General features: G+C 61.5%; 21 protein-coding genes. 5 read left to right on the top strand and 16 right to left on the bottom strand.

Going from position 1 to position 21,543, the window contains the following annotated elements:
- Positions 1–79: 79 nt before the first annotated feature.
- Complete coding sequence (locus EQV96_RS05655; protein ID WP_095026102.1) at positions 80–514, bottom strand: DoxX family protein; 435 nt, start codon at positions 512–514, stop codon at positions 80–82.
- A 103-nt stretch (positions 515–617) separates the two neighbouring features.
- The gene (locus EQV96_RS05660; protein WP_095002160.1) at positions 618–2,036 is read right to left on the bottom strand and encodes a transglycosylase SLT domain-containing protein; all 1,419 of its coding nucleotides are present in this window, start codon (positions 2,034–2,036) and stop codon (positions 618–620) included.
- Between the two features lie 236 nt (positions 2,037–2,272).
- Between EQV96_RS05660 and EQV96_RS05665 the strand changes: the two genes are divergently transcribed.
- From EQV96_RS05665 to EQV96_RS05675, 3 genes are all read left to right on the top strand, one after another.
- On the top strand, positions 2,273–3,082 hold the full coding sequence (locus tag EQV96_RS05665) for a TatD family hydrolase (RefSeq protein WP_016780110.1): 810 nt from the start codon (positions 2,273–2,275) through the stop codon (positions 3,080–3,082).
- Between the two features lie 115 nt (positions 3,083–3,197).
- On the top strand, positions 3,198–4,679 hold the full coding sequence (locus EQV96_RS05670) for a methyl-accepting chemotaxis protein (RefSeq protein ID WP_095020270.1): 1,482 nt from the start codon (positions 3,198–3,200) through the stop codon (positions 4,677–4,679).
- A gap of 99 nt (positions 4,680–4,778) precedes the next feature.
- A complete protein-coding gene (locus tag EQV96_RS05675; protein WP_095002162.1) occupies positions 4,779–5,036 on the top strand; it encodes a terminase in 258 nt (85 codons plus the stop codon).
- Here the strand turns inward: EQV96_RS05675 and EQV96_RS05680 are convergent, their stop codons facing one another.
- The 3 genes from EQV96_RS05680 to EQV96_RS05690 all read right to left on the bottom strand — a co-directional run bounded on the left by EQV96_RS05680 (position 5,037) and on the right by EQV96_RS05690 (position 6,992).
- Positions 5,037–5,834, bottom strand: coding sequence for a thioesterase family protein (locus EQV96_RS05680; RefSeq protein ID WP_095023977.1), 798 nt, complete (start codon positions 5,832–5,834; stop codon positions 5,037–5,039).
- A 77-nt stretch (positions 5,835–5,911) separates the two neighbouring features.
- Positions 5,912–6,679 carry a CHAD domain-containing protein gene (locus EQV96_RS05685; protein WP_095019094.1) on the bottom strand — a complete coding sequence of 256 codons (768 nt, stop codon included), beginning with the start codon at positions 6,677–6,679 and terminating at the stop codon, positions 5,912–5,914.
- 28 nt (positions 6,680–6,707) lie between these two features.
- Positions 6,708–6,992 (bottom strand): hypothetical protein, encoded by a 285-nt coding sequence (locus EQV96_RS05690; RefSeq protein ID WP_240881543.1) that lies wholly within the window; start codon positions 6,990–6,992, stop codon positions 6,708–6,710.
- Positions 6,993–7,203: 211 nt separating this feature from the next.
- Between EQV96_RS05690 and EQV96_RS05695 the strand changes: the two genes are divergently transcribed.
- A complete protein-coding gene (locus EQV96_RS05695; RefSeq protein ID WP_095002166.1) occupies positions 7,204–8,253 on the top strand; it encodes a patatin-like phospholipase family protein in 1,050 nt (349 codons plus the stop codon).
- On the opposite strand, the gene EQV96_RS05700 is transcribed toward EQV96_RS05695, so the two are convergent.
- The 8 genes from EQV96_RS05700 to EQV96_RS05735 form a co-directional block, all read right to left on the bottom strand.
- A complete protein-coding gene (locus EQV96_RS05700; protein ID WP_095023979.1) occupies positions 8,220–8,921 on the bottom strand; it encodes a response regulator in 702 nt (233 codons plus the stop codon). The genes EQV96_RS05695 and EQV96_RS05700 overlap by 34 nt on opposite strands.
- A 36-nt stretch (positions 8,922–8,957) precedes the next feature.
- On the bottom strand, positions 8,958–11,624 hold the full coding sequence (locus tag EQV96_RS05705; protein WP_095026101.1) for a sensor histidine kinase KdpD: 2,667 nt from the start codon (positions 11,622–11,624) through the stop codon (positions 8,958–8,960).
- Positions 11,625–11,728: 104 nt separating this feature from the next.
- Positions 11,729–12,304 carry a potassium-transporting ATPase subunit KdpC gene (kdpC, locus tag EQV96_RS05710; RefSeq protein WP_095019342.1) on the bottom strand — a complete coding sequence of 192 codons (576 nt, stop codon included), beginning with the start codon at positions 12,302–12,304 and terminating at the stop codon, positions 11,729–11,731.
- A gap of 18 nt (positions 12,305–12,322) precedes the next feature.
- On the bottom strand, positions 12,323–14,395 hold the full coding sequence (kdpB, locus tag EQV96_RS05715) for a potassium-transporting ATPase subunit KdpB (RefSeq protein ID WP_095020275.1): 2,073 nt from the start codon (positions 14,393–14,395) through the stop codon (positions 12,323–12,325).
- A gap of 10 nt (positions 14,396–14,405) precedes the next feature.
- Positions 14,406–16,100 carry a potassium-transporting ATPase subunit KdpA gene (gene kdpA / locus EQV96_RS05720; protein WP_095031713.1) on the bottom strand — a complete coding sequence of 565 codons (1,695 nt, stop codon included), beginning with the start codon at positions 16,098–16,100 and terminating at the stop codon, positions 14,406–14,408.
- An 8-nt stretch (positions 16,101–16,108) separates the two neighbouring features.
- Entirely contained in the window at positions 16,109–16,198 is a 90-nt protein-coding gene (kdpF, locus tag EQV96_RS05725; protein WP_016780098.1) for a K(+)-transporting ATPase subunit F, read from the bottom strand.
- 282 nt (positions 16,199–16,480) lie between these two features.
- The gene (locus EQV96_RS05730; protein ID WP_095002172.1) at positions 16,481–17,713 is read right to left on the bottom strand and encodes a hypothetical protein; all 1,233 of its coding nucleotides are present in this window, start codon (positions 17,711–17,713) and stop codon (positions 16,481–16,483) included.
- Between the two features lie 28 nt (positions 17,714–17,741).
- On the bottom strand, positions 17,742–18,191 hold the full coding sequence (locus EQV96_RS05735; RefSeq protein WP_016780096.1) for a YcgN family cysteine cluster protein: 450 nt from the start codon (positions 18,189–18,191) through the stop codon (positions 17,742–17,744).
- A 155-nt stretch (positions 18,192–18,346) separates the two neighbouring features.
- Between EQV96_RS05735 and EQV96_RS05740 the strand changes: the two genes are divergently transcribed.
- Entirely contained in the window at positions 18,347–18,940 is a 594-nt protein-coding gene (locus EQV96_RS05740) for a nitroreductase family protein (protein WP_016780095.1), read from the top strand.
- Between the two features lie 111 nt (positions 18,941–19,051).
- Here the strand turns inward: EQV96_RS05740 and EQV96_RS05745 are convergent, their stop codons facing one another.
- From EQV96_RS05745 to rnd, 3 genes are all read right to left on the bottom strand, one after another.
- Positions 19,052–19,984: a D-2-hydroxyacid dehydrogenase gene (locus tag EQV96_RS05745; protein WP_095002173.1), complete on the bottom strand. Its 933-nt coding sequence runs from the start codon at positions 19,982–19,984 to the stop codon at positions 19,052–19,054.
- A gap of 126 nt (positions 19,985–20,110) precedes the next feature.
- Entirely contained in the window at positions 20,111–20,404 is a 294-nt protein-coding gene (locus EQV96_RS05750) for a YcgL domain-containing protein (RefSeq protein ID WP_095002174.1), read from the bottom strand.
- Entirely contained in the window at positions 20,401–21,534 is a 1,134-nt protein-coding gene (gene rnd, locus EQV96_RS05755; RefSeq protein ID WP_095002175.1) for a ribonuclease D, read from the bottom strand. Before rnd ends, EQV96_RS05750 begins: the two co-directional genes overlap by 4 nt.
- Positions 21,535–21,543: the final 9 nt, after the last annotated feature.

Genomic DNA, 21,543 nt, shown 5'->3' on the forward strand with positions numbered 1-21,543 from the left:
AACCTGCTTACTACTGTCAACAATCATCTGGAACGAAAAAGGCCCGCTCTGGGCGGGCCTTTTCACTGGCATCGGGTTTTCAGTCAGCTAGTGCACGATCGATCGACAACTTGCCTGCACCTTCGATCAGCACTGCCACGGTACCACCCAGCAAGGCCAGGGCGAATTCATAGCCGTTGTTGGCCATAAACAGGCCATTGCTGATATGCACCGAGAAGATCGCCACCAGCAACGTAAACGACAGGCCCAGGGCTGCAGGGCGCGCCAGCAAGCCAATAATCAGCGCCAGACCGCCCAGAAACTCGGTACCGCCCGCCAGCGCTGCCATCAACATGCCCGGCGCCAGGCCAATGCTCTCCATCCATTGCGCCGTGCCCGCCAGGCCCCCGCCGCCAAACCAGCCGAACAGTTTTTGCGAACCGTGGGCGGCAAAGATAATACCGACGAAAATACGCAAGACCGTCAAACCATAACCTGCGCGGCTGCCCAGTACGGTATGGATCAATTTGCTCATGATGGAATCCTTTAGGTCATCAGTTGGGGAATGCTCGCCATACTAATCAGTTTTTATAATGTTAAAAGTCGAATAAACCTGACAAAACAATCAAATTATTCGATTATTTGCGTGTGACCAGTTCAGCTTTTGCCGGTTCCAGGGAATCCCGCTCCCGGTCAAAGGCCAAATAGTATTTATTCACGCTATTAACATAGCTGACAGCCCCCATTCCCACCTGCTCCATGGCAATACGTTCCACCTGAAAGAACCATTGATTGGGGTTCAGGCCGCGTCGCCTGGCTTCAGCCCGCATGCCCTGCACCCGCTCCGGCCCCATGTTGTAAGCCGCCAGCACAAACGCCATGCGCTCACGCTCGTTGAGCTTGGGGCTGGCAAAGAACTTGCGGCGGATCAGCGACAGATACCGGGCACCGGCCTGCACATTGCTATCGACATTTTGAATATTGTTGACCCCCACCCGCCGGGCGGCCGAGGGGGTAATCTGGAGTAGCCCTGTCGCCCCGCCGCTGCCTTTGGCTTCAGGGTTGAGGGTAGACTCCTTGAATGCCAGCGCTGCCAGGTTCAACCAGTCCATGCCCTGTTGCCGGGCATGTTTTTGCAACACCGGGCGCAGTTTTTCAAGCTGCTGGCGATCGGCCCGGGCCAACGGGTAATGCACCCGGTACAAACGTCGGTATACCCGCTCAAAGGCCACATCCTGATCGGCCGGGGCCTTGTAGCCATCGAGAAACCGGTCGATGCTGGCCCGCAACATCGACGCATCACGGCGTACATACCAGTGCATGGCCTCGGGCTCGCTGACCAGCACCTTGCGGTCAAAACGCAGCTTGGGCATCAGCGTGGCCCAGCGCTCGGCAATCGGGCGCTCCACGATGGTCAAATGAAAAATCCCGGCCTGCACCATCTCCAGCACATCCTCCACCGCCAGGGTCGGATCTACCCACTCAATCTTCACCGGGGGCAGTTTGCGCAGGGCCAGTTTTTGATTGATCAAATTGACCGAGGCTCCCGCCGCACTGCCGGTGGTCAACGCCACGGTGCGGCCCGACAGTTGCTCTAGGCGGGTAAAGCGCCGCTCGCCCTTGACCCCCACCAACAGCAAGGGCACATCGTCGACGATCGGATCACTGGCGCTGATGGCGCGACTGGGCTTGAAATCGATCAACTCACCCGGGGCAACTACATCGCCTTCACCCCGGGACAATGCGCCCAGCAGTTGATCCTTGGCTTTAGGGATGATCTTGAGGGTTATTTCCTGGCCATCGCGGGCATGGCTGTTGAGGTAGCGTTCAAACGCACGCAGACGATGGTATTCAACGCCAATCGCCTGCCCCTGCACCTCGCCCGAGCTGTTGCGGCTTTGATTGACCAGCACCCGCAACACCTGACTGCTGCGGATTTGCGCCAGATCGCGGACCTGACTTGGCTGCCCGACCTGTAAAGGTCCGGTCAGGCGCGCCAGTGCCGGTAGCGGCAACAGCAGCAGGCACAGCGCAATCAATAGCGTCGGTCTTGTCATCCGTTCTCCGGAAAGAATACAGCCCAGCACCCGGTCGGTTTCCCGACAACCGGTTGCCTCAAGTGAGGCTTTCAAGCGCTGGAATCAGCGCGCAAAACAGTCAATGCGTCCTTTAAACAACCGGGCATTGCGTTGTTGCGGCATTCAAAGACAACCATAACTGTCTGTAGTTCTTGGTTTTTCTTGTAAATCTACAGCTCTGATATGCTGCGAGGCCTGTGGCCTGAGGTAAAACCATGCAACTCATTGATATCGGCGTCAACCTGACCAACCCAAGCTTTGACGGCAAACACCAGGCCGTGCTGGACCGTGCCTACGCGGCCGGGGTGTGCCAATTGGTATTGACCGGCACCAGCGTCGAAGGCAGCGAACAGGCCTTGCAACTGTGCCGCGAGCTGGACGAAAGCGGCCAGCGGCTGTTCTCTACGGCCGGCATTCACCCGCACTCGGCCAGTGACTGGAACGGCGACAGCGCCCGCCAGTTGCTTGCCCTGCTCAAGGAACCGGGCGTGTGTGCGGTGGGTGAATGCGGGCTGGACTTCAACCGCGACTTTTCGCCCCGCGCCCAGCAGGAGAAAGTCCTGGAAGAACATCTGGCGCTGGCTGTTGACCTGCAACTGCCGGTTTTTCTGCATGAGCGTGATGCCAACCAGCGTTTGCTGGAAATCCTGCGCGACTTTCGCGACCGCTTGCCGGCTGCTGTGGTGCATTGCTTTACCGGGGAGAAAAAGGCGCTGTTCAGCTACCTCGACCTGGACCTGCATATCGGCATTACCGGCTGGATCTGCGACGAACGCCGCGGTACCCACCTGCACCCGCTGGTACGTGATATCCCGCGCGGTCGCCTGATGCTCGAAAGTGATGCGCCGTACCTGTTGCCCCGCACCCTGCGGCCCAAACCAAAAAATGGTCGCAACGAACCGGCCTACCTGACCGACGTATTGCGTGAAGTAGCCGTGCACCGTGGCGAAAGCGAGCAGGACCTGGCCGAACACACCACCGCGTGTGCGCGGGCGTTTTACGGGTTGCCGGTACTGACAGACTGACGCCCGCTCCCACGCAGTGCCTCTTTTGACCCACATCAACAAGATTGTCACTGAATAGCGGCACAATGATGGCACCTTGCCAATATTGTTTGCGCCAATTCAGAGAAGACCTCCCATGGGCACCTGGCTTAGCAACATCTCGCTCAAATACAAATTCTGGGCTGTCAACGCGGTGGCTTTTGTCACCACACTGCTGCTGGTGCTCTACGCCGTGCAGCTGGAACAGCAATCGCGCAGCAACGCCGCCCAGGCCAACGCCCGGGCCCAGGCGCAATTGCTCAGTGCCTGGCCTGCCGGGCAGCCCTTGCCCGAGGCCAGCCAATTGCTGCCCCTGGTGCCCGACCAGATCGCCAGCGTCAACGATCAAGCCCTGCCGCAACTGGGCAACGCCAACGGCTGGGTCTCAATCAATCCCATGCCGTTGTTCGGCCACAATCTGCTGCTGGGCGCCGAGGTACTGACCCGCGACGACGGACAAAAAATCGCCGTGCTGGCCCATACACCTAGCCTGGCCCAGGTGTTTGTCGAGCGGCTGCCCAACTATGCCGCCGCCGTGCTGATCCTGATGCTGGCCATGCTCTGCGCTTCGCAGTTGCTGATCCGCTTCCTGCTGAGCCAGCTCAACACCCTCAAGGACGTGATGCTGCATGTGGAGAAAACCGGTGACCTGTCCGCCCGGGTGCCCCTGGCGTGTACCGATGAGGTCGGGCAGATGGCCAGCGCCTTCAATGCCATGCAGGCCGGTTACCAGCGGGTGGTGAACACCGTGGCCCAAACCGCCGCGCAACTGGATGCCGGAGCCGCGCGCCTGGCCAGCAGCATGGACGAGGTGCGCCACGGCATGCTCGGCCAGCAAAGCGAGACCGACCAGGCCGCCACCGCAATCAATGAAATGTCGGCCACGGTCTACCATATTGCGCAACACGCTGGGGCTACCCGCGACCTGTCGCAAACCGCAGACAACCTGGCGGGGAGTGGCCAGCAGGTGGTCAGCCGCGTGCAACAGTCAATCGCCAGCCTGTCCACCGGGGTGCAAACCACTGCAGAAATGATCCAGCAACTGGCCCAGGACAGCCAGAAGATCAACGGCGTGGTCAGTGTGATTCACAGCATCGCCGAACAGACCAACCTGCTGGCGTTGAACGCGGCCATCGAAGCGGCTCGCGCAGGTGAAATGGGTCGTGGCTTTGCCGTGGTCGCCGATGAAGTGAGGCACCTGGCCAAACGCGTGCAGACATCCACGGACGAAATCACCGCCATGGTTTCGGCCTTGCAGGCGGGCACCCGCGACGCCGTGGATTTTATGCAGGAAAGCTCGTTCAAGGCCGACGACTGCGTGCAGCAGGCCCAGGAAGCGGGCGCGGCATTGGCCGAGATCACTCACGCCGTGGCGCAAATGCGCGAAAGCAACACCCAGATTGCCGTGGCCGCCGAGCAGCAAAGCCAGGTCGCGGAAGAGATGAACCGGGCAGTGGTGAGCATCCGCGATGTCACCGAAAACACCGTGCAACAGACCGTCGACTCGGCCACTACCAGCAATGAACTGGCAACCCTGGCAGGCGAGTTGAATCGGGCGATTGGTCAACTAAAGCTATAAGGCCAATAGCCATTGTTGATTCGCCGCAGGGTGATCATAAATCTATGATTTGTTTATCCGGTTCAGCCCAGGCTGAACCCTCGAACAAGGAGAGCAATCATGGGCAAACGTCATCCAAATCTACCGGCCTGGCAATGGCGCTCCAACCCGCACGGCCAGCAAAACACCGCGTATCAGGCAATCAACCTGATCGCAGTGCCGATGATGGTGGTGGCTTTTCTGTTGCTGGTGTCGGGCGTCTTCAGTGAAAACGCCACCAGCGCGGTGATCGGTCTGGTTGCCCTGTTTGCGGCCCTGATCCTGCAACGCCAGGGCCACAAGGCCACCAGCGCAACGGATAACAGCCAGACCTTCTGATCAACCGAACACGGCTACGGTCTGGCGGCTGAGCGCAATCAGCTCGCCGCCTGGGCCCCACAGGTTGGCCGCCACATGGCCGTAGCCATCCCGCGCATGTTCGATGACGGCCAGGTACTTGCACCACTGCAACGTGCTGACCTTAGGCAGTGGCTGGACGAACTCGATGGTCCAGGTCAGCGTGCTGCCTGCTGTCGGCTTGTTCAGCAACGGCAGCAGTGCAGGCGGCCAGGTATCGACCAGCGCCAGCAAATGGGTTTCTGTCAGAGGTTCGTCCTCAACACCGCCATCAAAACGTACCCAGCCGCCCATTTCCCGCGTTCCACGACCGGTGAACGGCAGTGCGCCCACGGCCCAGGCCATGGACAAATGACGCATAAACTCCGGGGTAACGCCTTTGATATAGGGCAACAGCGGGCAATCTTCGGGCGCCTTCATCTCAGGCGCAGGCAAGCCGTCCACGTTCGCCACTGATTCCCGCGCAGCGCCAAAGCTGCCTTGTACCAGGGTCATGACCTGACCGTCCTGCACCACCCGCCCCAGCACCTGGCTGACCGCCTTGCCTTCGCGCAGCACCTCAACCTCGAAACGCACCGGTACATCGGCGGCCACCGGCCCGACAAAACTCACTGCCAATGAGCGCAACGCCCGCTCGACAGGCACATGGGCGCGCATGGCTTCGTACTGCAAAGCCACCAACAGGCCGCCAAAGCTGGCGCGGCCCTGGCCCCAATCGGCCGGGATGGTCACGTCCAAAGGCGTGTTGCGCACCGCCGCAACCAATTCGCAAAACTGCATAAGCACCTCGAAACAGATAAATATGACGGGATACTACCCATCCATCTGACTCTGCACAGTGCTGTATCGGCCAAAGATCAGGAGTGAAAGCAAGCCGCACTCAATTTGACCAACGCCTTGTCAGCGCGTTTTTCGCCGTGCTCAAGGGTGGCCTGCCATTGCGCCACACAGGGTTGCAAGTCGGCGTGTTGCCCGGCCTGCAGCAACCATTGCCAGGCATCGTGCCATTCGCCCAGCGCCTGCTGTGCCCCCTTGAGGCGCGCCAGCACCAAGGGCGGCAGCTGGTTCAACTCCGGGTAGGCTTCAGCGGCATAGCGTACGCGCTTGATCAGCAACCTTACGCGATGGCGGTCATGGCCCGGGTCATTGAGAGCGTTTTCCAGGGTTTGCCACTGTTTTTCCAGGACCTTTGCGATCCGCTGGCGCAAACCACGCAGCAGGCCTTCTCGCTCGGCAGCACGCAAAAAGCGCGGAAACACCTCGAGGATCATCAACAGTTGAGCCAACTGCTCACTGTCGGCCACCCGGGCATAACTGCCGGCCAACTGTTGCGTGCGGCGTTGCGCCTGCGCCGTGTAGCCGTGCGCCTGCAAATGTGCCGCCAGCACTTCAAGATCGCGCAGGGGGGTGGTCAACACGCCAACCTGGGATGCAGACATTTCAAGTTGCACAACCCCCGGCAACCCGCGCAAAGGCCGCAACAGGCTGCGCAAGCGGCGCACAGTGGTGCGCAGGTCGTGCAGGGCCTCCGGGTCCGTATCGGCTTCCAGACGCGCCTGACAGGCCAGTAACCTGACCTCCAGACGCACGATGTTTGCCACTATCCGGTCAACCAGCTCAGACATCCTCACCCTCCCCCTTTACCGCTGCGCTTCAACGCCCGGCGCGGGATTCACGAATATAGAAACGCGCCTTCTCGGCTTTTTTGGTGCAACCCTCAAAGGCTTCAAATTGCTGCTGGGTCTTGGCCGCCGTCAACAAGGACAAGGCCTTGGAGTAGCTGACAGTCCCGGCGAAGCCTTCCGCCTTGGCCAGGTCCAGTTCATGCCAGGCCGAATCCAGGTTCGTCGCACAGCTGTCGCGATACGCCTTGGTCCCCGCACAACCTGCCAACGCCAGCGCCAGCGCGATCAGCGGTACACAAATCCATGCTTTCATGTTGTTTTCCTCAGAAATTAAAGTTCAGTGCAATCTCAGACGAACAACCTGCATAAAAGTGCCACAACGTAAAAATCAAAAAAACCGGCAACACCTACCCGTCATTGCTACAAGGCACTAGCCTAGCTGGTAGATACGCGTTCATGCCAAAAGCTGTCACTCAGGGTCACAAAAAGGCATTGTGAGTGACTGTCAGGCGAAGGTGGGGTTCATGAAAAAACGTATTGCATTGGTATTGGGCTCCGGCGGTGCCCGGGGCTATGCCCATATCGGCGTGATTGAAGAGCTGGAAAGCCGCGGCTATGAAATCGCCTGTATCGCCGGTTGCTCGATGGGCGCGGTGGTGGGCGGGATTTACGCCGCCGGCAAACTGGACATGTACCGGGACTGGATTCAAAGCCTGGACTACCTCGATGTGCTGCGCCTGGTGGATGTCAGCTTCCGGCTTGGAGCGATTCGCGGTGAAAAGGTCTTCGGCCAGATCCGCAATATGGTCGGTGAAATCAATATCGAGGACCTGCGCATCCCCTACACCGCCGTCGCCACCGACCTCACCCACCAGCAGGAAATCTGGTTTCAGGAGGGCTGCCTGCACCAGGCCATGCGCGCCTCGGCAGCGATCCCCAGCCTGTTTACCCCGGTGATGCAGGGCAACCGCATGCTGGTGGACGGCAGCCTGCTCAACCCGCTGCCCATCGTGCCGGTGGTGTCCAGCCACTGCGACCTGATCGTCGCCGTCAACCTCAACTCCACCCACCAGAGCCACTACCAGTTGCCGGTGATCCAGCGCCCGGCGGCTTTCAAGGGGCGCTTTGACAACCTGATGAGTTCGCTGGGCTCGCGCATGCCGTTTCGCAACAAACAGGCCGAGCACTTGCTCAACCTCGAACAGGAACTGCTCAACCCCCAGGCCGAGCCGCTGGCCCAGGCAAAGCCCAATCCCTGGCTCGACACACCGCAAACCGCCTCCCCTGCCGCTGAAGAGGGCTCGCCCAAGTCAGCCACCGGCTCGGTGATCATCGACAACGTCGGCCCGGCCTCGCTGCTGGACTTGATCAACCAGAGCTTCGAGGTCATGCAGACTTCACTGGCGCAATACAAGATCGCCGGTTACCCGCCCGATATCCTGATCAACGTGCCCAAGCGGGTGTGCCGGTTTTTCGAGTTCTACAAAGCCCAGGAGCTGATCGCCCTGGGTCGCCTGATTGCAAAAGACACCCTGGACCGTTACGAAAAGGACGAGGCGTCCAACAACCGGTAGCCAACCCCGGCTTCGGTCACGATATACCGTGGCCGGGTCGGATCATCCGCCAGTTTCTGGCGCAAATGGCCAACGACAATTCTCAGGTAATGGCTGTTTTCGACATGGCTCGGGCCCCAGATATCCTTGAGCAATTGCTGCTGGGTAATGACCCGCCCCGGATGACGCGCCAAGAGCGCCAGCACCGCGTATTCCTTGCGGGTCAGCGCCACTTCGACGCCATCGAGCAGCACACGGCGGAACGCCAGGTCGACGGTCAAGGGGCCGAGTTCAAGCGCCGACTCCCGGGTTTCGCCCACAGGCGCCTGGCGCAACAAGGCCCTGATTCGTGCCAGAAACTCCTGGATGCCGAAGGGTTTGGTCACGTAATCGTTGGCCCCACCGTCCAGTGCCTGGACTTTTTGCGCTTCGCTGGCGCGCACCGAGAGCACCAGTACCGGCGCATTTGACCACTCGCGAAACTCGCGCAGTACCTGTTGGCCATCCATGTCCGGCAAGCCCAGGTCGAGCACCAGCACATCGGGCCGTCCGAGCGCTGCCTGGCTCAAGCCATCGGCCCCGGTCGCGGCCTCCAGCACGGTGTATCCCTGGGACACCAGGCTGATACGCAGGAATTTGCGAATCTGCGGTTCATCGTCGATGACCAAAATGGTCGCGCTCTGGCTCATGACTTGTTATCGCAATAGAGGGATAGCCAAAGAATATCAGTCTTCACTTTCCAGACCTTCATTCTCGGGGCACGGTTGAAGGCTTAACGGCAAATACAGGGTAATGCACGTACCCTGCCCGCCGATGCCTTCGCCGACGCTGACCCGCCCGCCGTGGGCCCCCACCATGCCCTGGCAGATGGCGAGCCCCAGGCCCGTGCCTTGCCCGCCGCGATCGCCCCGTGCGGCGGTATAAAACATATCGAAAATCTTCACCCTGTCCTCCTCGGGGATCCCCGGGCCCTGGTCACTGACGGCAAACCACAATTCGCTTTCATCGGCTCCCGCCGTTAATTGCAACTGGCCATGGGGAGGTGAAAAGCGCGCAGCGTTTTCCAGCACATTGACCAGCGCCTGCTCGATCAGGGCGCCATGCACGTGCAACAGCGGCAATTGCGCCGCAACATCCACCTGCACCTGCAAGGGCGCCAGCACCGCACGCAAGCGGTTCAAGGCGCTGCCGGCAATGTCGGCAGGTGAAACCCAGTCGCGCGCCAGCTTGAGCGCACCGTGGCCCAGGCGGGTCATGTCCAGCAGGTTCTGGATGTAGCGGTCCAGACGCTCGGCCTCATCGCGGGTGCCTTCGAGCAACTCGCGGCGATCGCTCAACGGGATCGCCTCGCCCAGGGCCAGCAAGGTGTCGATACTGCCGCGCATGCTGGTCAGCGGTGTGCGCAGATCATGGGACACCGATGCCAGCAGTGCGCTGCGCAACTGCTCGGTTTCGCCGTGCAGGCGGGCCGCTTCCAGATCCTGGGCCAAGCGCGCGCGCGCCAGTGCCTGGGCCAGGGGTTGGCTCAAAGCCATCAGTAGCCGACGACGCTGGCCACTTAGTGAATGGCCCTGCCTCGTGCACACTCCGAGCAAGGCCAATGGCCCCTCCTCGGCGCTGATCGGCCACCACCACCAACGGCCCATCGGCAAAGTGCCCGTACCCTTCCCCGCAGGCTGGTCGTGGGCCCAGGCCCAGTCAGCAGCGGCGCGCTCCGCTTCGCAGAACTGTAACGGCCCGCCGCTTTCAACGTCCCAGCCGCCATTGCCATCGCGATTGAGCAGGCATATGTCCAGCTCTTTCCAGCCGCTCAAATGCTGCCCGGCAGCATTGACCACAGCCTTGCGGTCGGTCGCGGCGGTAAGCTTGCGTGACAGGTCGAGAAGCTCGGTGGTTTCGTGCTGAGTGTCGCGCAAGGCCTGCAACTGCCGGCGCTGGCGAGCCGCCAGTTTGCCAGTGAGCGCCGCCATCAACAGAAAAAACAACAACGTCAGCACATCTTCTTCGCGCTGGATGCTGAACGAGAAATTGGGCGGAATAAAGAGGAAGTCATAGGCCAGAAATGACAGCGCCGCACAGGCCAATGCTGGCCCCAGGCTGCTGCGCACGGCCACCAGCAGCACGGCAGCCAGAAACACCAGGGAGATATTGGGCAGCGCCAGTACGCTGGATACTCCCCAGGCCAGGGCACTGGCCAGTAGCGTGGCAAGCAGCGCCAGGCCGTAGTCGAACCACACCAGTGAGTGTTCCGGGCGGTTGGTGACAGGTACAGGGGACTGCTCATTGTCGAGCACGTTGATTTCCAGGCCGTGGGCGTCACGCAACAAGCGCGCCGCCAGTCCGCCGCCAAACAGGCGACGGCGCCAGGTCAACCGCGACTGACCCACCAGCAGCAAGCTGGCACGGCGTTCGCCGGCATGCTGGATCAGGGTTTTAGCCACTTCACCGGCACGCAGCAACACCACCTCGCCACCCAGGCGCTCAGCCAGTTGCTGGGCGCTTTGCAGGCGCAGGCGTGATTGCTCGTCGCCTGCCCGGCCGTTGTCCACATGCACCAGGCTCCAGGGCAGATGCCGACGCTCCGCGACCCGGCTGGCATGCCGCACCAGGCGCTCGGCATGGGTATCGCCGTCGATCCCCACCAGCAAACGCCCGCGCAGCGCCGGGGCCGATTGCCCCTGCTGGCGATAGCCCTTGTCCAGTTCATCGTCGACATACACCGCAGCGGTCTGCATTGCCAGTTCGCGCAAAGCATTGAGATTGGTCTGGCTGAAAAACGCATCAATCGCTGCCCGTGCCTGCTCAGGTACATACACCTTGCCCTCGCGCAGCCGCTCCAGCAGTTCCCGGGGCGGCAGGTCGATCAGCAGCAGTTCGTAGGCTTCCTGCACAACCCAGTCCGGCAGGGTCTCACGCACCTGGACCCCGGTGATGCCGCGCACCTGATCGTTGAGACTTTCCAGATGCTGGACGTTGACCGTGGTGTACACATCGATCCCGGCCGCGAGCAATTCCTGCACATCCTGCCAGCGCTTGGCGTGACGGCTGCCGGGGGCATTGCTGTGGGCCAGCTCATCGACCAGTACCAGCTTGGGTCTGGCGGCAAGCAGGCCGTCGAGGTCCATTTCCTCAAGCTGCACGCCGCGATAATCCGAGCGCAGCATGGGCTGCTGGGGCAAGCCATTGAGCAAGGCCTCGGTCTCGGCGCGGCCATGGGTTTCGACCACCCCGGCCAGTACTTCGACACCCTGGCGCAGTTGCGTGTGAGCCGCTTGCAGCATGGCGTAGGTTTTGCCCACGCCCGGTGCCGCGCCGAGAAACACTTTAAGCCGGCCACGGCCTGCGCGCGGTAGATCGGCTAGCAACGCATCGGCGCGGGCGGAATGAGTCATGGGGGGTTCCTGATAAATTGTGTGACTGAAAGCTTTACCCTCACCCCAGCCCTCTCCCGGAGGGAGAGGGAGCTGATATGCGGTTTTCTTGAAGCCGCGTGCGGTCAGTCCCCTCTCCCTCCGGGAGAGGGGCTCTTCAACTGCGCCAATGCCCTGTTCAACAGCAGCACGTTAACCACCGGCGGCCCCACCAGCGGCCGCTCGATATGCTCCGCCACCAGCTGTTCAACAGCCTGTACCGGCAAGCTGCGAGCAGCAGCGACACGGGCTAGTTGATAGCGTATTGCCTCTGGTGGCAAGTGCGGGTCCAGCCCGCTGCCCGAGGTGGTCAGCAGCGCCAGGGGCACCGGCCCCTGGCCCGGCACGGCAAGCTGGGCGGCACTGTCCTTGACCCGTGTCGCCAGCGCCGGATTGCTCGGTGCCAGGTTGCTGGCCGAACTGGCCACGGTGGCAAACGCTCCCGCCGATGGCCGTGGGTGAAACCAGCTGTCACCGCTGAAATCCTGCGCAATCAATGCCGACCCCAGCACCTTGCCGGCACTGTCACGGACCAGGCTGCCATTGGCCTGTTCGGGGAACGCCAGCTGGGCAATGCCGGTGACGGTCAGCGGGTAGATCACGCCGGTAATGGCGGTCATCAACAGCATCAGGCTCAGGGCCGGACGTAAAAAAGTGCTCATGGTGTAACCCTCCAATGCTTAAACCAGATGCAACGCGGTGAGCAGCATGTCGATCAGCTTGATGCCCACAAACGGCACCACCAGCCCGCCCACGCCATAGATCAGCAGGTTGCGGCGTAACAGGTGCGCCGCACTGGCCGCCTGCACCCGCACACCGCGCAATGCCAGCGGGATCAGCACCACGATGATCAGCGCGTTGAATACGATGGCTGACACAATCGCGCTTTGCGGGCTCTGCAGGCCCATCACGTTGAGCACGCCCAGTTGCGGGTAGATCGAAGCAAACAGCGCCGGCAAAATCGCGAAGTACTTGGCCACGTCGTTGGCGATCGAGAACGTGGTCAATGCGCCACGGGTCACCAGTAACTCCTTGCCGATCTGCACTACATCCAGCAGCTTGGTGGGGTCGCTGTCCAGATCCACCATGTTCGCGGCTTCACGGGCCGCCTGGGTGCCGTCGTTCATCGCCATGCCCACATCGGCCTGGGCCAGGGCCGGAGCGTCATTGGCACCATCACCGCACATCGCCACAAGGCGGCCGTCATTTTGCTCATGGCGAATGCGCGCCAGTTTTTTCTCCGGTGTGGCCTCGGCCAGCACGTCATCCACCCCGGCTTCAGCGGCAATGGCCGCGGCGGTCAGCGGGTTGTCGCCCGTCACCATCACGGTGCGGATGCCCAACTTGCGCAACTCGGCAAAACGCTCGCGAATACCCGGCTTGACCACGTCCTTGAGGTGGATGGCGCCCAGCAGCTTGCCCTGGGCACAGACCAGCAAAGGGGTACCGCCGCTCTGGGCGATCTTGTCGATTTCCCGGGACAGGGCCGGCAACAGCTCGCCGCGTTTGAGGCCGACAAACGCCAGCACTGAATCCACGGCCCCTTTGCGGTACACCCGACCGTTGTGGTCGATACCCGACAGGCGGGTTTCAGCGGTAAAGGGTACGGCCGTGAAGTCCGACACGGGTAACTCGGGCAGGCTGTGCTGGCCCCGAACAAACTCGACGATGGACTTGCCCTCCGCCGTCTCGTCCGCCAGCGAAGCGCGCAACGCGCCCTCTGCCAGCTCTTTGGCGGTCACGCCGGGGCAGGCATACAGCGCCGTGCAGCGGCGGTTGCCGAAGGTGATGGTGCCGGTTTTGTCGAGCATCAGCACATGCACGTCGCCCGCGGCTTCAACCGCCCGCCCCGACTTGGCAATCACGTTGAGGCGCACCAGACGGTCCATGCCGGCAATACCGATGGCCGACAACAAGCCGCCGATGGTGGTCGGAATCAGCGTCACCAGCAGGGCCACCAGAAACACCAGGGGCAAGCTGCCACCGGCAAAGTAAGCGAACGGCTGCAAGGTCACGACCACGATCAGAAAGATCAGGGTCAGGCCGATCAGCAGAATATCCAGGGCAATCTCGTTAGGGGTTTTCTGCCGCTTTGCCCCTTCGACCAGTGCGATCATACGGTCCAGAGTGGACTCGCCGGGGTTGGCGCTGATTTGCACCAGCAACCAGTCACTGACCAGCCGCGTATTGCCGGTCACCGCCGAGCGATCACCGCCCGACTCACGGATCACCGGCGCCGATTCGCCAGTAATCGCCGCTTCGTTGACCGCGGCAATCCCTTCAATCACCTCGCCGTCGCCGGGAATCATCTCCCCCGCTTCGACGCGCACCACATCCCCTTTGCGCAGGCGGGTGGCCGGGACGATTTCAAAGCCGCCCGTGGCAGTGCGTCGACGCGCACTCAAGCCCACACTGCCAGCTTTGAGACTATCGGCCCGAGCCTTGCCGCGCCCCTCGGCCAGGGCTTCGGCAAAGTTGGCGAACAGCACGGTAAACCACAGCCACAGAGCGATTTGCACCGCCACCCCGGTGGGCACTGCAGGCTCGGGGATAACACACAGCACCGTGGTAAAAATCGCGGTCAGCTCGACCACCAGCATCACCGGCGAGCGTTTCAGCTGGCGCGGGTCGAGTTTGACGAATGCTTGCAACAGCGCCGGACGCCAGATATCGGCGAACGAAGTCTTCGGCGACTCGGGGGCCCTGGCTTCAGGCGTTGGCGTCAACTTTGAAACAGGAGCAGGCATAGTCATCTTCGTCTCCTCAGAAGCCCTGGGTCAGTTGTTCAGCGATGGGGCCAAGGGCCAAGGTCGGCAGGAAGGTCAGGCCGCCCACCAGCAAGATGGTCACGGTCAGCAGCGCGACAAACAGCGGACCGTGGGTCGGAAAACTGTCCTGGCCAATCGGCGCGCTTTTCTTGATCGCGAGGCTGCCGGCCAATGCCAGCACCGGCAGGATGTAACCGAAGCGTCCGATCAACATGCCCAGGCCCAGCATCAGGTTGTAGAACGGCGTGTTGGCGTTAAGCCCGGCAAAAGCTGAGCCGTTGTTGGCACTGGCCGAGGTGAAGGCATACAGGATCTGGCTGAAACCATGGGGCCCGGGGTTGCTGACCGAGGCCACAGCACTGGGCAGTACGGCGGCAATCGCGCCCAGCACCAGCACCCCCACCGGCATCACCAGCAAGGTCACCACCAGCAGCTGGACTTCCCTGGCCTGGAGTTTTTTACCGAGGTATTCAGGGGTGCGGCCGATCATCAGGCCGGCGAGGAACACCGCGATCAACACGTTGAGCAACATCCCGTAGAGCCCGGCACCGACGCCACCGAAGATCACTTCGCCGACCATCATGTTGAGCAGCGCCACCATCCCGGTCAGCGGGTTGAGGCTGTCGTGCATGGCATTGACCGAGCCGTTGGAGGCCGAGGTCGTGGTTTCGGTCCACAGCACACTGCCGGTGGTGCCAAAGCGGGTTTCCTTGCCTTCCAGCGGTGCGCTCTGCTCGACCAGCGGGCTGTTGAGCGCCGGGTTCGGCTGGTACTCGGCATACAGCGCCGTGCCGCCGCCGATCAGGAACAAGGCCAGCATGCAGGCGATGATTGCGCGGCTCTGACGCAGGTCCTTGACGTAATGGCCGAAGGTGAACACCAACGCCACCGGGATCAGAATAATCGAGGCCATTTCGAACAAGTTGCTCCAGGCGCTCGGGTTTTCGAACGGGTGCGCCGAGTTCACGCCGAAAAAGCCGCCGCCGTTGGTGCCCAGTTGCTTGATCGCAATCTGGCTGGCAGCCGGACCCAGCGGGATTACTTGATCGGCACCTTGCAGGGTTACGGCATTGACGTAATGGGCAAAGGTTTGCGGCACGCCCTGCCACACCAGCAGCAACGCCAGCACCAGGCACAACGGCAGCAGGCCATAGAGCGTGGCCCGGGTCATGTCGACCCAGAAGTTGCCCAGCGTGTGCGCCGAGCGGCGGCTGATACCACGGCACAAGGCGACCAGCACGGCCAGGCCGGTGGCGGCGCTGACAAAATTCTGCACGGTCAGCCCGGCCATCTGGCTGAAGTAGCTCAGGCTGGCTTCACCGCTGTAGCTCTGCCAGTTGGTGTTGGTGACAAAACTCACCGCGGTATTGAACGCTTGCGTCCACTCCTGCCCCGGCAACTGCTGGGGGTTGAGTGGCAAGTACGACTGAAACAGCAAAATGGCGAACAACAACACAAAGCCTGTCAGGTTGAAAACCAGCAGGGCCAGGGTGTACTTCTGCCAGCTTTGCTCACTGCCCGGGTCAACCCCGGCGATGCGGTAGCAGACCTTTTCGACGGGCCCCAATACCGGGCTCAGCCAGGTCCGCCGGCCCTCCATCACCTTGTAGTAAAAACGCCCCAGCCAGGGTGCGGGCAACAGCACCAGGGCAAAAAAGGCAAGCATCAGCCCATAGTCATAACTGTGCATACCCGCTCCTAGTTCCGGTCTGCGCGCAACAGCGCAACCAGCAGATAAACGAACAGCGCCACTGCCAGCAGCAGCGACACCCCATCCAGAATGCCCATGACAACTCTCCCCAGGCGGCACCTGCCGCGTAGGAAGAGAGTGTGGGGAATCAGGGCGTAAAGGATCGAGATCGAGAGGGATGCGGGGGCGTAAAGAAGGTGTAAAAAAGCAGCGATGCCTGCCGTAGCAGCTGGCGAAGGAACGCGGCTGCGTTCGAGCGCGAAGCGGTCGTAAATCATCTGGATGCGGTGTAACTGACAAACCGCATTGGCCAAATTGACGACGGCTACGCCGCCGGACGCAGCCTTCGCCCCTCGGCAGCTGCTACACGTGGGTTAGGATCAGCGCAACAGCGGGCTGTCCAGTACCTCGGAGGCGCCGCCCAGCACGCTTTCGCTCAGCTGGATAAAGCTCGCGGTATTGACCTTGTCCATGCGCATCAGCGCCTGGCTGACATCATCCAGCGAACGCTTGCTGTGGGTCTGCAAACGGATTTCACGGTCCAGTGCCTGCAACAGCGTGACTGCCCGCGCAACCATGGCCGCGTTTGCCTGTTCACCGCGCAGGCGGGTCACGTTTTTACCGGCAGCGTTGAGCTTGTGCTGCAGGGTCTGGTAACGCTCATCACTCATGCCGCCGGCGCGGCGCAGCAGTTCGATGGCGTAGTACTCGCCAAGGCCCTCGCCGATCCAGTCATGCCCCGGCTCATCGTTGATGCCGCTGAACAACTGCACCACTTCGCGCAACAACGGACTTGAACCGCTCTCGCTGACCAGCGGCAAACCGCTATAAAGGTAGATCGAGTTGCGCCCCGCTGCACTGCCTTTCCACATAGGGCTGCCCGCGCCGACGATCAGCAGCTTGGGCGGGTTGCGCGGGAACACCGCTTGCACCTGCGGCCACACAAAGGTCAACAGGGTCAGCACATCCATGCGGTGCATGCCCTGCCCCTTGGGTGCGCTCACCGTGACCTCGGTTTCGCCCAGGGTGGTGCGGCGGCTGCCCAGGTTACCCGCGAGCATCCAGCCGGTGGGGCGATCAAACAGACGCGACACATCATCGATACGAAAGCGGTTTTTACCGATACGCGGCCAGGCGGTTTCAACGCTTTTCCAGCCTTTGGGCAGTTCGAATTCAAGCCGCGACACCAGCTCGACCCCATCCTGCTGATCGAGGCTGGCAGGCGGGATCAGTTGCTCACCGCGAAACAACGCCCAGTCAGGCGTGATCCGGGTGTCGAACGTGCCGTTCTTGCGCGGCTGGTTCAGGCGGACGCGGTAACTCAGGCTGGCACTGCCCGCTGGCGGATGCCACAGGCCCCGGCTATGGACCGGGTCGGGGCTCAGTTGCCATTGCCCGTCGGCCTTGAAGTCGCTGTAACTGCCCGGCGCGCCCAGGTCGAAATCCAGGCTGCGCACAGCAGAACCCTCGGCCAGGGTGATCCGCACCTCGGCCTGATCGCTTTTGGGCAACAACTGTACGTGGTAATCGAGCGCCACTTTTTGCCCAGCCCACAGCGGGCCCGCCGCCAGCAACAGCAGCAAACCCAGGGGCAATCGATAACGCAGCGGCATACACACTCCTTGCAAACCGCTCCGGCACTTAACCGGCGCGGAAAATCAAATGATCTTCCCAGTCATCTTCAGGCACGCTGCCTTCGGCCAGCATGCGCCCGGACTGTGAAATGCGCTCATGGTGGACAGCGTCCGGGTCGCCACACACCAGGTGATGCCACAGCGGCAAGTCCTTGCGCTCGCTCACCAGCCGGTAGCCGCAAGTCGGCGGCAGCCACTTGAACTCTTCGGCCTTGCCCGGCGACAGCTGAATGCAGTCAGGGACTGAATCACGACGATTAGGGTAGTCGGTGCACTGGCAGGTTTTCAGATCGAGCAGTTTGCAGGCGATGCGCGTGTAGTAGACGCTGTTGTCGTCTTCATCTTCGAGCTTTTGCAAGCAGCACAATCCGCAGCCGTCGCACAGCGACTCCCATTCCTCCTGATCAAGTTGATCGAGGGTTTTGCGGATCCAGAACGGTTCAACGATTGCGGCCATGGTTCAAACATCAACATCAGGGAGTGGAAAAGGCCGCCAGTCTAGTGCCCAAGACCCCGCGGGCCAAGGGCTTGTCGTCAGACTTGTCAGCTTGACGGCATCCCAGTAGTTTTAGCCCCTGAATTGAGCCGTTACATTTACCTCAGGAAACCGCCATGCCTGCTAGCAGCCGTAAAGCCGATCACAGCATTCACGAGCAATTTACCCAGCGCTGGTCGCCCCGCGCCTTTACCGATGCGACCATCGACAAAGCCACCCTGCTGAGCTTTTTTGAGGCGGCACGCTGGGCACCGTCGGCCTACAACGCACAACCCTGGCGCTTTCTGTTCGCCCTGCGCGGCACCCCGGAGTTCGACCGTTACCTGAGCCTGCTGGTGGAGTTCAACCAGGGTTGGGCCAAGCATGCTGCCGCGCTGGTGGTGATTGTGTCCAAGACCACCTTCGCGGCACCGGGCACCACCGAAGAAAAACCCGCACCGACCCACGCCTTCGACACTGGCGCCGCCTGGGGCCACCTGGCCCTGCAGGCTCACCTGAGCGGCTGGCACACCCACGGCATGAGCGGTCTGGATTTTGAACGGGCGCGCCAGGAGCTGAAAATCCCTGAGGGCTACCAGGTCCAGGCAATGGTTGCGATCGGCAAGATCGGTGACAAGTCGAGCCTGGTGGATTACCTGCAAGCCAAGGAAGTGCCAAGCCAGCGCGAACCGCTGAGCAAGCTGGTGGCTGAAGGCGATTTCAGCCTGTAACCCGGCTACAGAAATACTTCATCTGTGGGAGCGAGCCTGCTCGCGAATGGCCTTCGCGAGCAGGCTCGCTCCCACAGGAGTGGTTTGACCGGCAACAGAGTATCTACAGGATCAGTAACCGCGGTCGAAATCCACTTCGCCACGCAATGCCTCACCCGCCTGATACGCACGCAAATTGTCGACAAACAGCTGGGCCATCATCGGTGGCGAGGTCGGCGCCGAGCTGTGCCCGGTCAACAGCAAGCCCCAGGCCGTCCAGAACGGATGCTTGGCCGGCAGCGGCTCCTGACGACAGACGTCAATCACCGCGCCCGCCAGATGCCCCACGCGCAAAGCCTCGACCAGATCGGCATCAACCACGGACACACCGCGCCCGGCATTGATGAATACGGCATTGGGATTGAACTGCGCAAACAGCTCGGCATCGTACACATCATGGGTGTCCGGGGTGTTGGGCAACAGGTTGATCACGTAATCCACCTGCCCCACCAGGCGCGGCAAGTCGCTCAGCACACCCACTTCCTTGAACGGTGCCAGCTCGCGGGCGGTTGTGGCGATGGCATGCAACTCAACGCCAAAAGGCAGCAGAAACTGCGCCACGGTCTGGCCAATATCCCCGGCCCCGACGATCAGCACCTTACGCCCGACCAGGCTCTGGCCCATGCGGTTATCCCACTTGCGCTCGACCTGGCTGACCAGCCGGGCCATGACTTCACGCTCGTGGCCGAGCATGTAGGTCAGAACGTATTCAGCCATCACCTGACCAAAAATACCCACGGCGCGGGTCAGTCGATAGTCACGCTTGAGACCTTCGGCCAACAACGGTGTGATGCCCGCCCAGGTCGACTGCAACCAAGCAGGCTTGTGGCCCTGGCGCAGCAGGGTCGCCAGCAGGTCCGGCTGGCCCAGCCACACCGGGCATTCACCGGCCATGCGCGACAGTTCCTCGGAATCGCCGCTGGACTGCAGTTGCAGATCCGGGGCGAGGCGCTGCAGCAGTTGGGTGTACAGCGGGTAATCGTGCTCGGCAATCAGGACGCGCATGTTTCTAACCTTTCCAAAACACTGCCAGCGCCCGTCGCCGAGGTTTGCCCCGTCGCGTTCGGCCAGCGCCAATCAAAATGAGTCCGTTTCAGACAGGCGCCCGGAACCGGGCACCTGGCGCCGCACTTACATCGGGTCGTTGCGACGCAACAGCTCTTCAGGCAAGTGCTCGATGTATTCGTCTTCGGCCGGCGGCATTTGCAGGTGATAGCCCTGGCTCTCGAGGTTTTCCAGAACCTTGGTGATGTCTTCGCGCGACAGCTTGCGCTCGGGCGTCAGCACCAGATCAAAGGCGTGGATCGGCTTGCCAAAAGCCAGCATCAGCGGTTCCGGCACGCGCTCCAGGGCATCGGCCTTGAGTACATACAGGTACATTTCGTTGCGTTTGGTGCTGCGGTAGATCGAGCAAATACGTTTCAAGACAGTTCTCCAGCGGTGGCCAGGCAATCGAGCAAGGCCTGGCCCATCAACTCACGGCGCCAGCCGCGCAGTGATTCCGGCAATTGATAAGGGCCATTGGGGAAGCCGCTTTTAAGCAGGGCTTCCAGGGTTTTCTTACGCAGCATCAGTTCCGGCGCAATGTTCAGGCGCTCAGCTTCAGCCTGGCCGATGGCACGCAGACGCTTGATCAGCAACGCGGCTTCAACCGGCAACGGCTCGGGCACGGCGGGCGGCCATTGTTCCGGCGGCAGACTGCCAGCACGCTTGATCAGATCAAGCAAAAACTCACCGTCCTGACGCACGGTGCGCGGGTGCATGTCTTCAATGCGCGCCAGTGCCACCAGGTTATCAGGCTGGGTTTTGGCCAGAGGCCACAATGCATGCTCGCGTATCACGCGGTTGCGCGGCAGGTCCCGGGCACGGGCTTCGTGCTCGCGCCAGGCGCAGATTTCACGCAATACCGCCAGTTGGGCCCGTGACAGCTTCCACGCCAGCTTGGCTTCGCGGTACACCTCGTAAGGATCTGTTTCGCGGCGCAGGTTGGCGACCAGTTCGGCGCCATCTTCCAGCACCCAGCGGTACTTTTCCGCCGACAGGCGCGGATGCAGCAACTTGTAGACTTCAGCCAGGTGCACGGCATCTTCGGCGGCGTAGCTGATCTGGGTTTCCGACAACGGACGCTGCAACCAGTCGGAGCGGGTCTCGCCCTTGGGCAGATCGATATCCAGGACTTCCTTGACCAGGCGCGAATAGCCCATGGAGAAGCCCAGGTTCAGATAGGCGGCTGCCAGTTGGGTGTCGAACAGTGGCACCGGCAGGCTGCCGGTCAGGCGCAGTAAAACCTCAAGGTCTTCACTGCAGGCATGCAGCACTTTGACCACCGCCTGGTTTTCCAGCAGGTCGGCCAGGGGCTGCCAGTTGTCGATGGTCAACGGGTCGATCAGGTACGCCCGCGTGCCGTCGCCAATCTGGATCAGGCCGGCAATCGGGTAAAAGGTGTCGACCCGCATAAATTCGGTGTCGAGGGCTACGAACGGCAATTGTTGCCATTCGGCGCAATGCTGGCCGAGGCTATCGTTGTCGCGAATCCAGTGAATATCGATGGCCACACGGCTCTC

This window comes from Pseudomonas sp. TMW22080 (genome assembly GCF_022496745.1).
Lineage (GTDB): Bacteria > Pseudomonadota > Gammaproteobacteria > Pseudomonadales > Pseudomonadaceae > Aquipseudomonas > Aquipseudomonas bubulae.

What these genes read in the sequence shown, in the direction of transcription:
- kdpF (WP_016780098.1), bottom strand. Translation starts at nt 16,198, where the DNA reads ATGGGCATTCTGGATGGGGTGTCGCTGCTGCTGGCAGTGGCGCTGTTC.
- EQV96_RS05735 (WP_016780096.1), bottom strand. Translation starts at nt 18,191, where the DNA reads ATGGCCGCAATCGTTGAACCGTTCTGGATCCGCAAAACCCTCGATCAA.
- EQV96_RS05700 (WP_095023979.1), bottom strand. Translation starts at nt 8,921, where the DNA reads ATGAGCCAGAGCGCGACCATTTTGGTCATCGACGATGAACCGCAGATT.
- kdpA (WP_095031713.1), bottom strand. Translation starts at nt 16,100, where the DNA reads ATGCACAGTTATGACTATGGGCTGATGCTTGCCTTTTTTGCCCTGGTG.
- EQV96_RS05745 (WP_095002173.1), bottom strand. Translation starts at nt 19,984, where the DNA reads ATGCGCGTCCTGATTGCCGAGCACGATTACCCGCTGTACACCCAACTG.
- EQV96_RS05665 (WP_016780110.1), top strand. Translation starts at nt 2,273, where the DNA reads ATGCAACTCATTGATATCGGCGTCAACCTGACCAACCCAAGCTTTGAC.
- EQV96_RS05685 (WP_095019094.1), bottom strand. Translation starts at nt 6,679, where the DNA reads ATGTCTGAGCTGGTTGACCGGATAGTGGCAAACATCGTGCGTCTGGAG.
- EQV96_RS05690 (WP_240881543.1), bottom strand. Translation starts at nt 6,992, where the DNA reads ATGAAAGCATGGATTTGTGTACCGCTGATCGCGCTGGCGCTGGCGTTG.
- EQV96_RS05660 (WP_095002160.1), bottom strand. Translation starts at nt 2,036, where the DNA reads ATGACAAGACCGACGCTATTGATTGCGCTGTGCCTGCTGCTGTTGCCG.
- EQV96_RS05655 (WP_095026102.1), bottom strand. Translation starts at nt 514, where the DNA reads ATGAGCAAATTGATCCATACCGTACTGGGCAGCCGCGCAGGTTATGGT.
- EQV96_RS05670 (WP_095020270.1), top strand. Translation starts at nt 3,198, where the DNA reads ATGGGCACCTGGCTTAGCAACATCTCGCTCAAATACAAATTCTGGGCT.
- kdpB (WP_095020275.1), bottom strand. Translation starts at nt 14,395, where the DNA reads ATGACTATGCCTGCTCCTGTTTCAAAGTTGACGCCAACGCCTGAAGCC.
- EQV96_RS05730 (WP_095002172.1), bottom strand. Translation starts at nt 17,713, where the DNA reads ATGCCGCTGCGTTATCGATTGCCCCTGGGTTTGCTGCTGTTGCTGGCG.
- EQV96_RS05680 (WP_095023977.1), bottom strand. Translation starts at nt 5,834, where the DNA reads ATGCAGTTTTGCGAATTGGTTGCGGCGGTGCGCAACACGCCTTTGGAC.
- kdpC (WP_095019342.1), bottom strand. Translation starts at nt 12,304, where the DNA reads ATGAGCACTTTTTTACGTCCGGCCCTGAGCCTGATGCTGTTGATGACC.
- EQV96_RS05705 (WP_095026101.1), bottom strand. Translation starts at nt 11,624, where the DNA reads ATGACTCATTCCGCCCGCGCCGATGCGTTGCTAGCCGATCTACCGCGC.
- EQV96_RS05675 (WP_095002162.1), top strand. Translation starts at nt 4,779, where the DNA reads ATGGGCAAACGTCATCCAAATCTACCGGCCTGGCAATGGCGCTCCAAC.
- EQV96_RS05695 (WP_095002166.1), top strand. Translation starts at nt 7,204, where the DNA reads ATGAAAAAACGTATTGCATTGGTATTGGGCTCCGGCGGTGCCCGGGGC.
- EQV96_RS05740 (WP_016780095.1), top strand. Translation starts at nt 18,347, where the DNA reads ATGCCTGCTAGCAGCCGTAAAGCCGATCACAGCATTCACGAGCAATTT.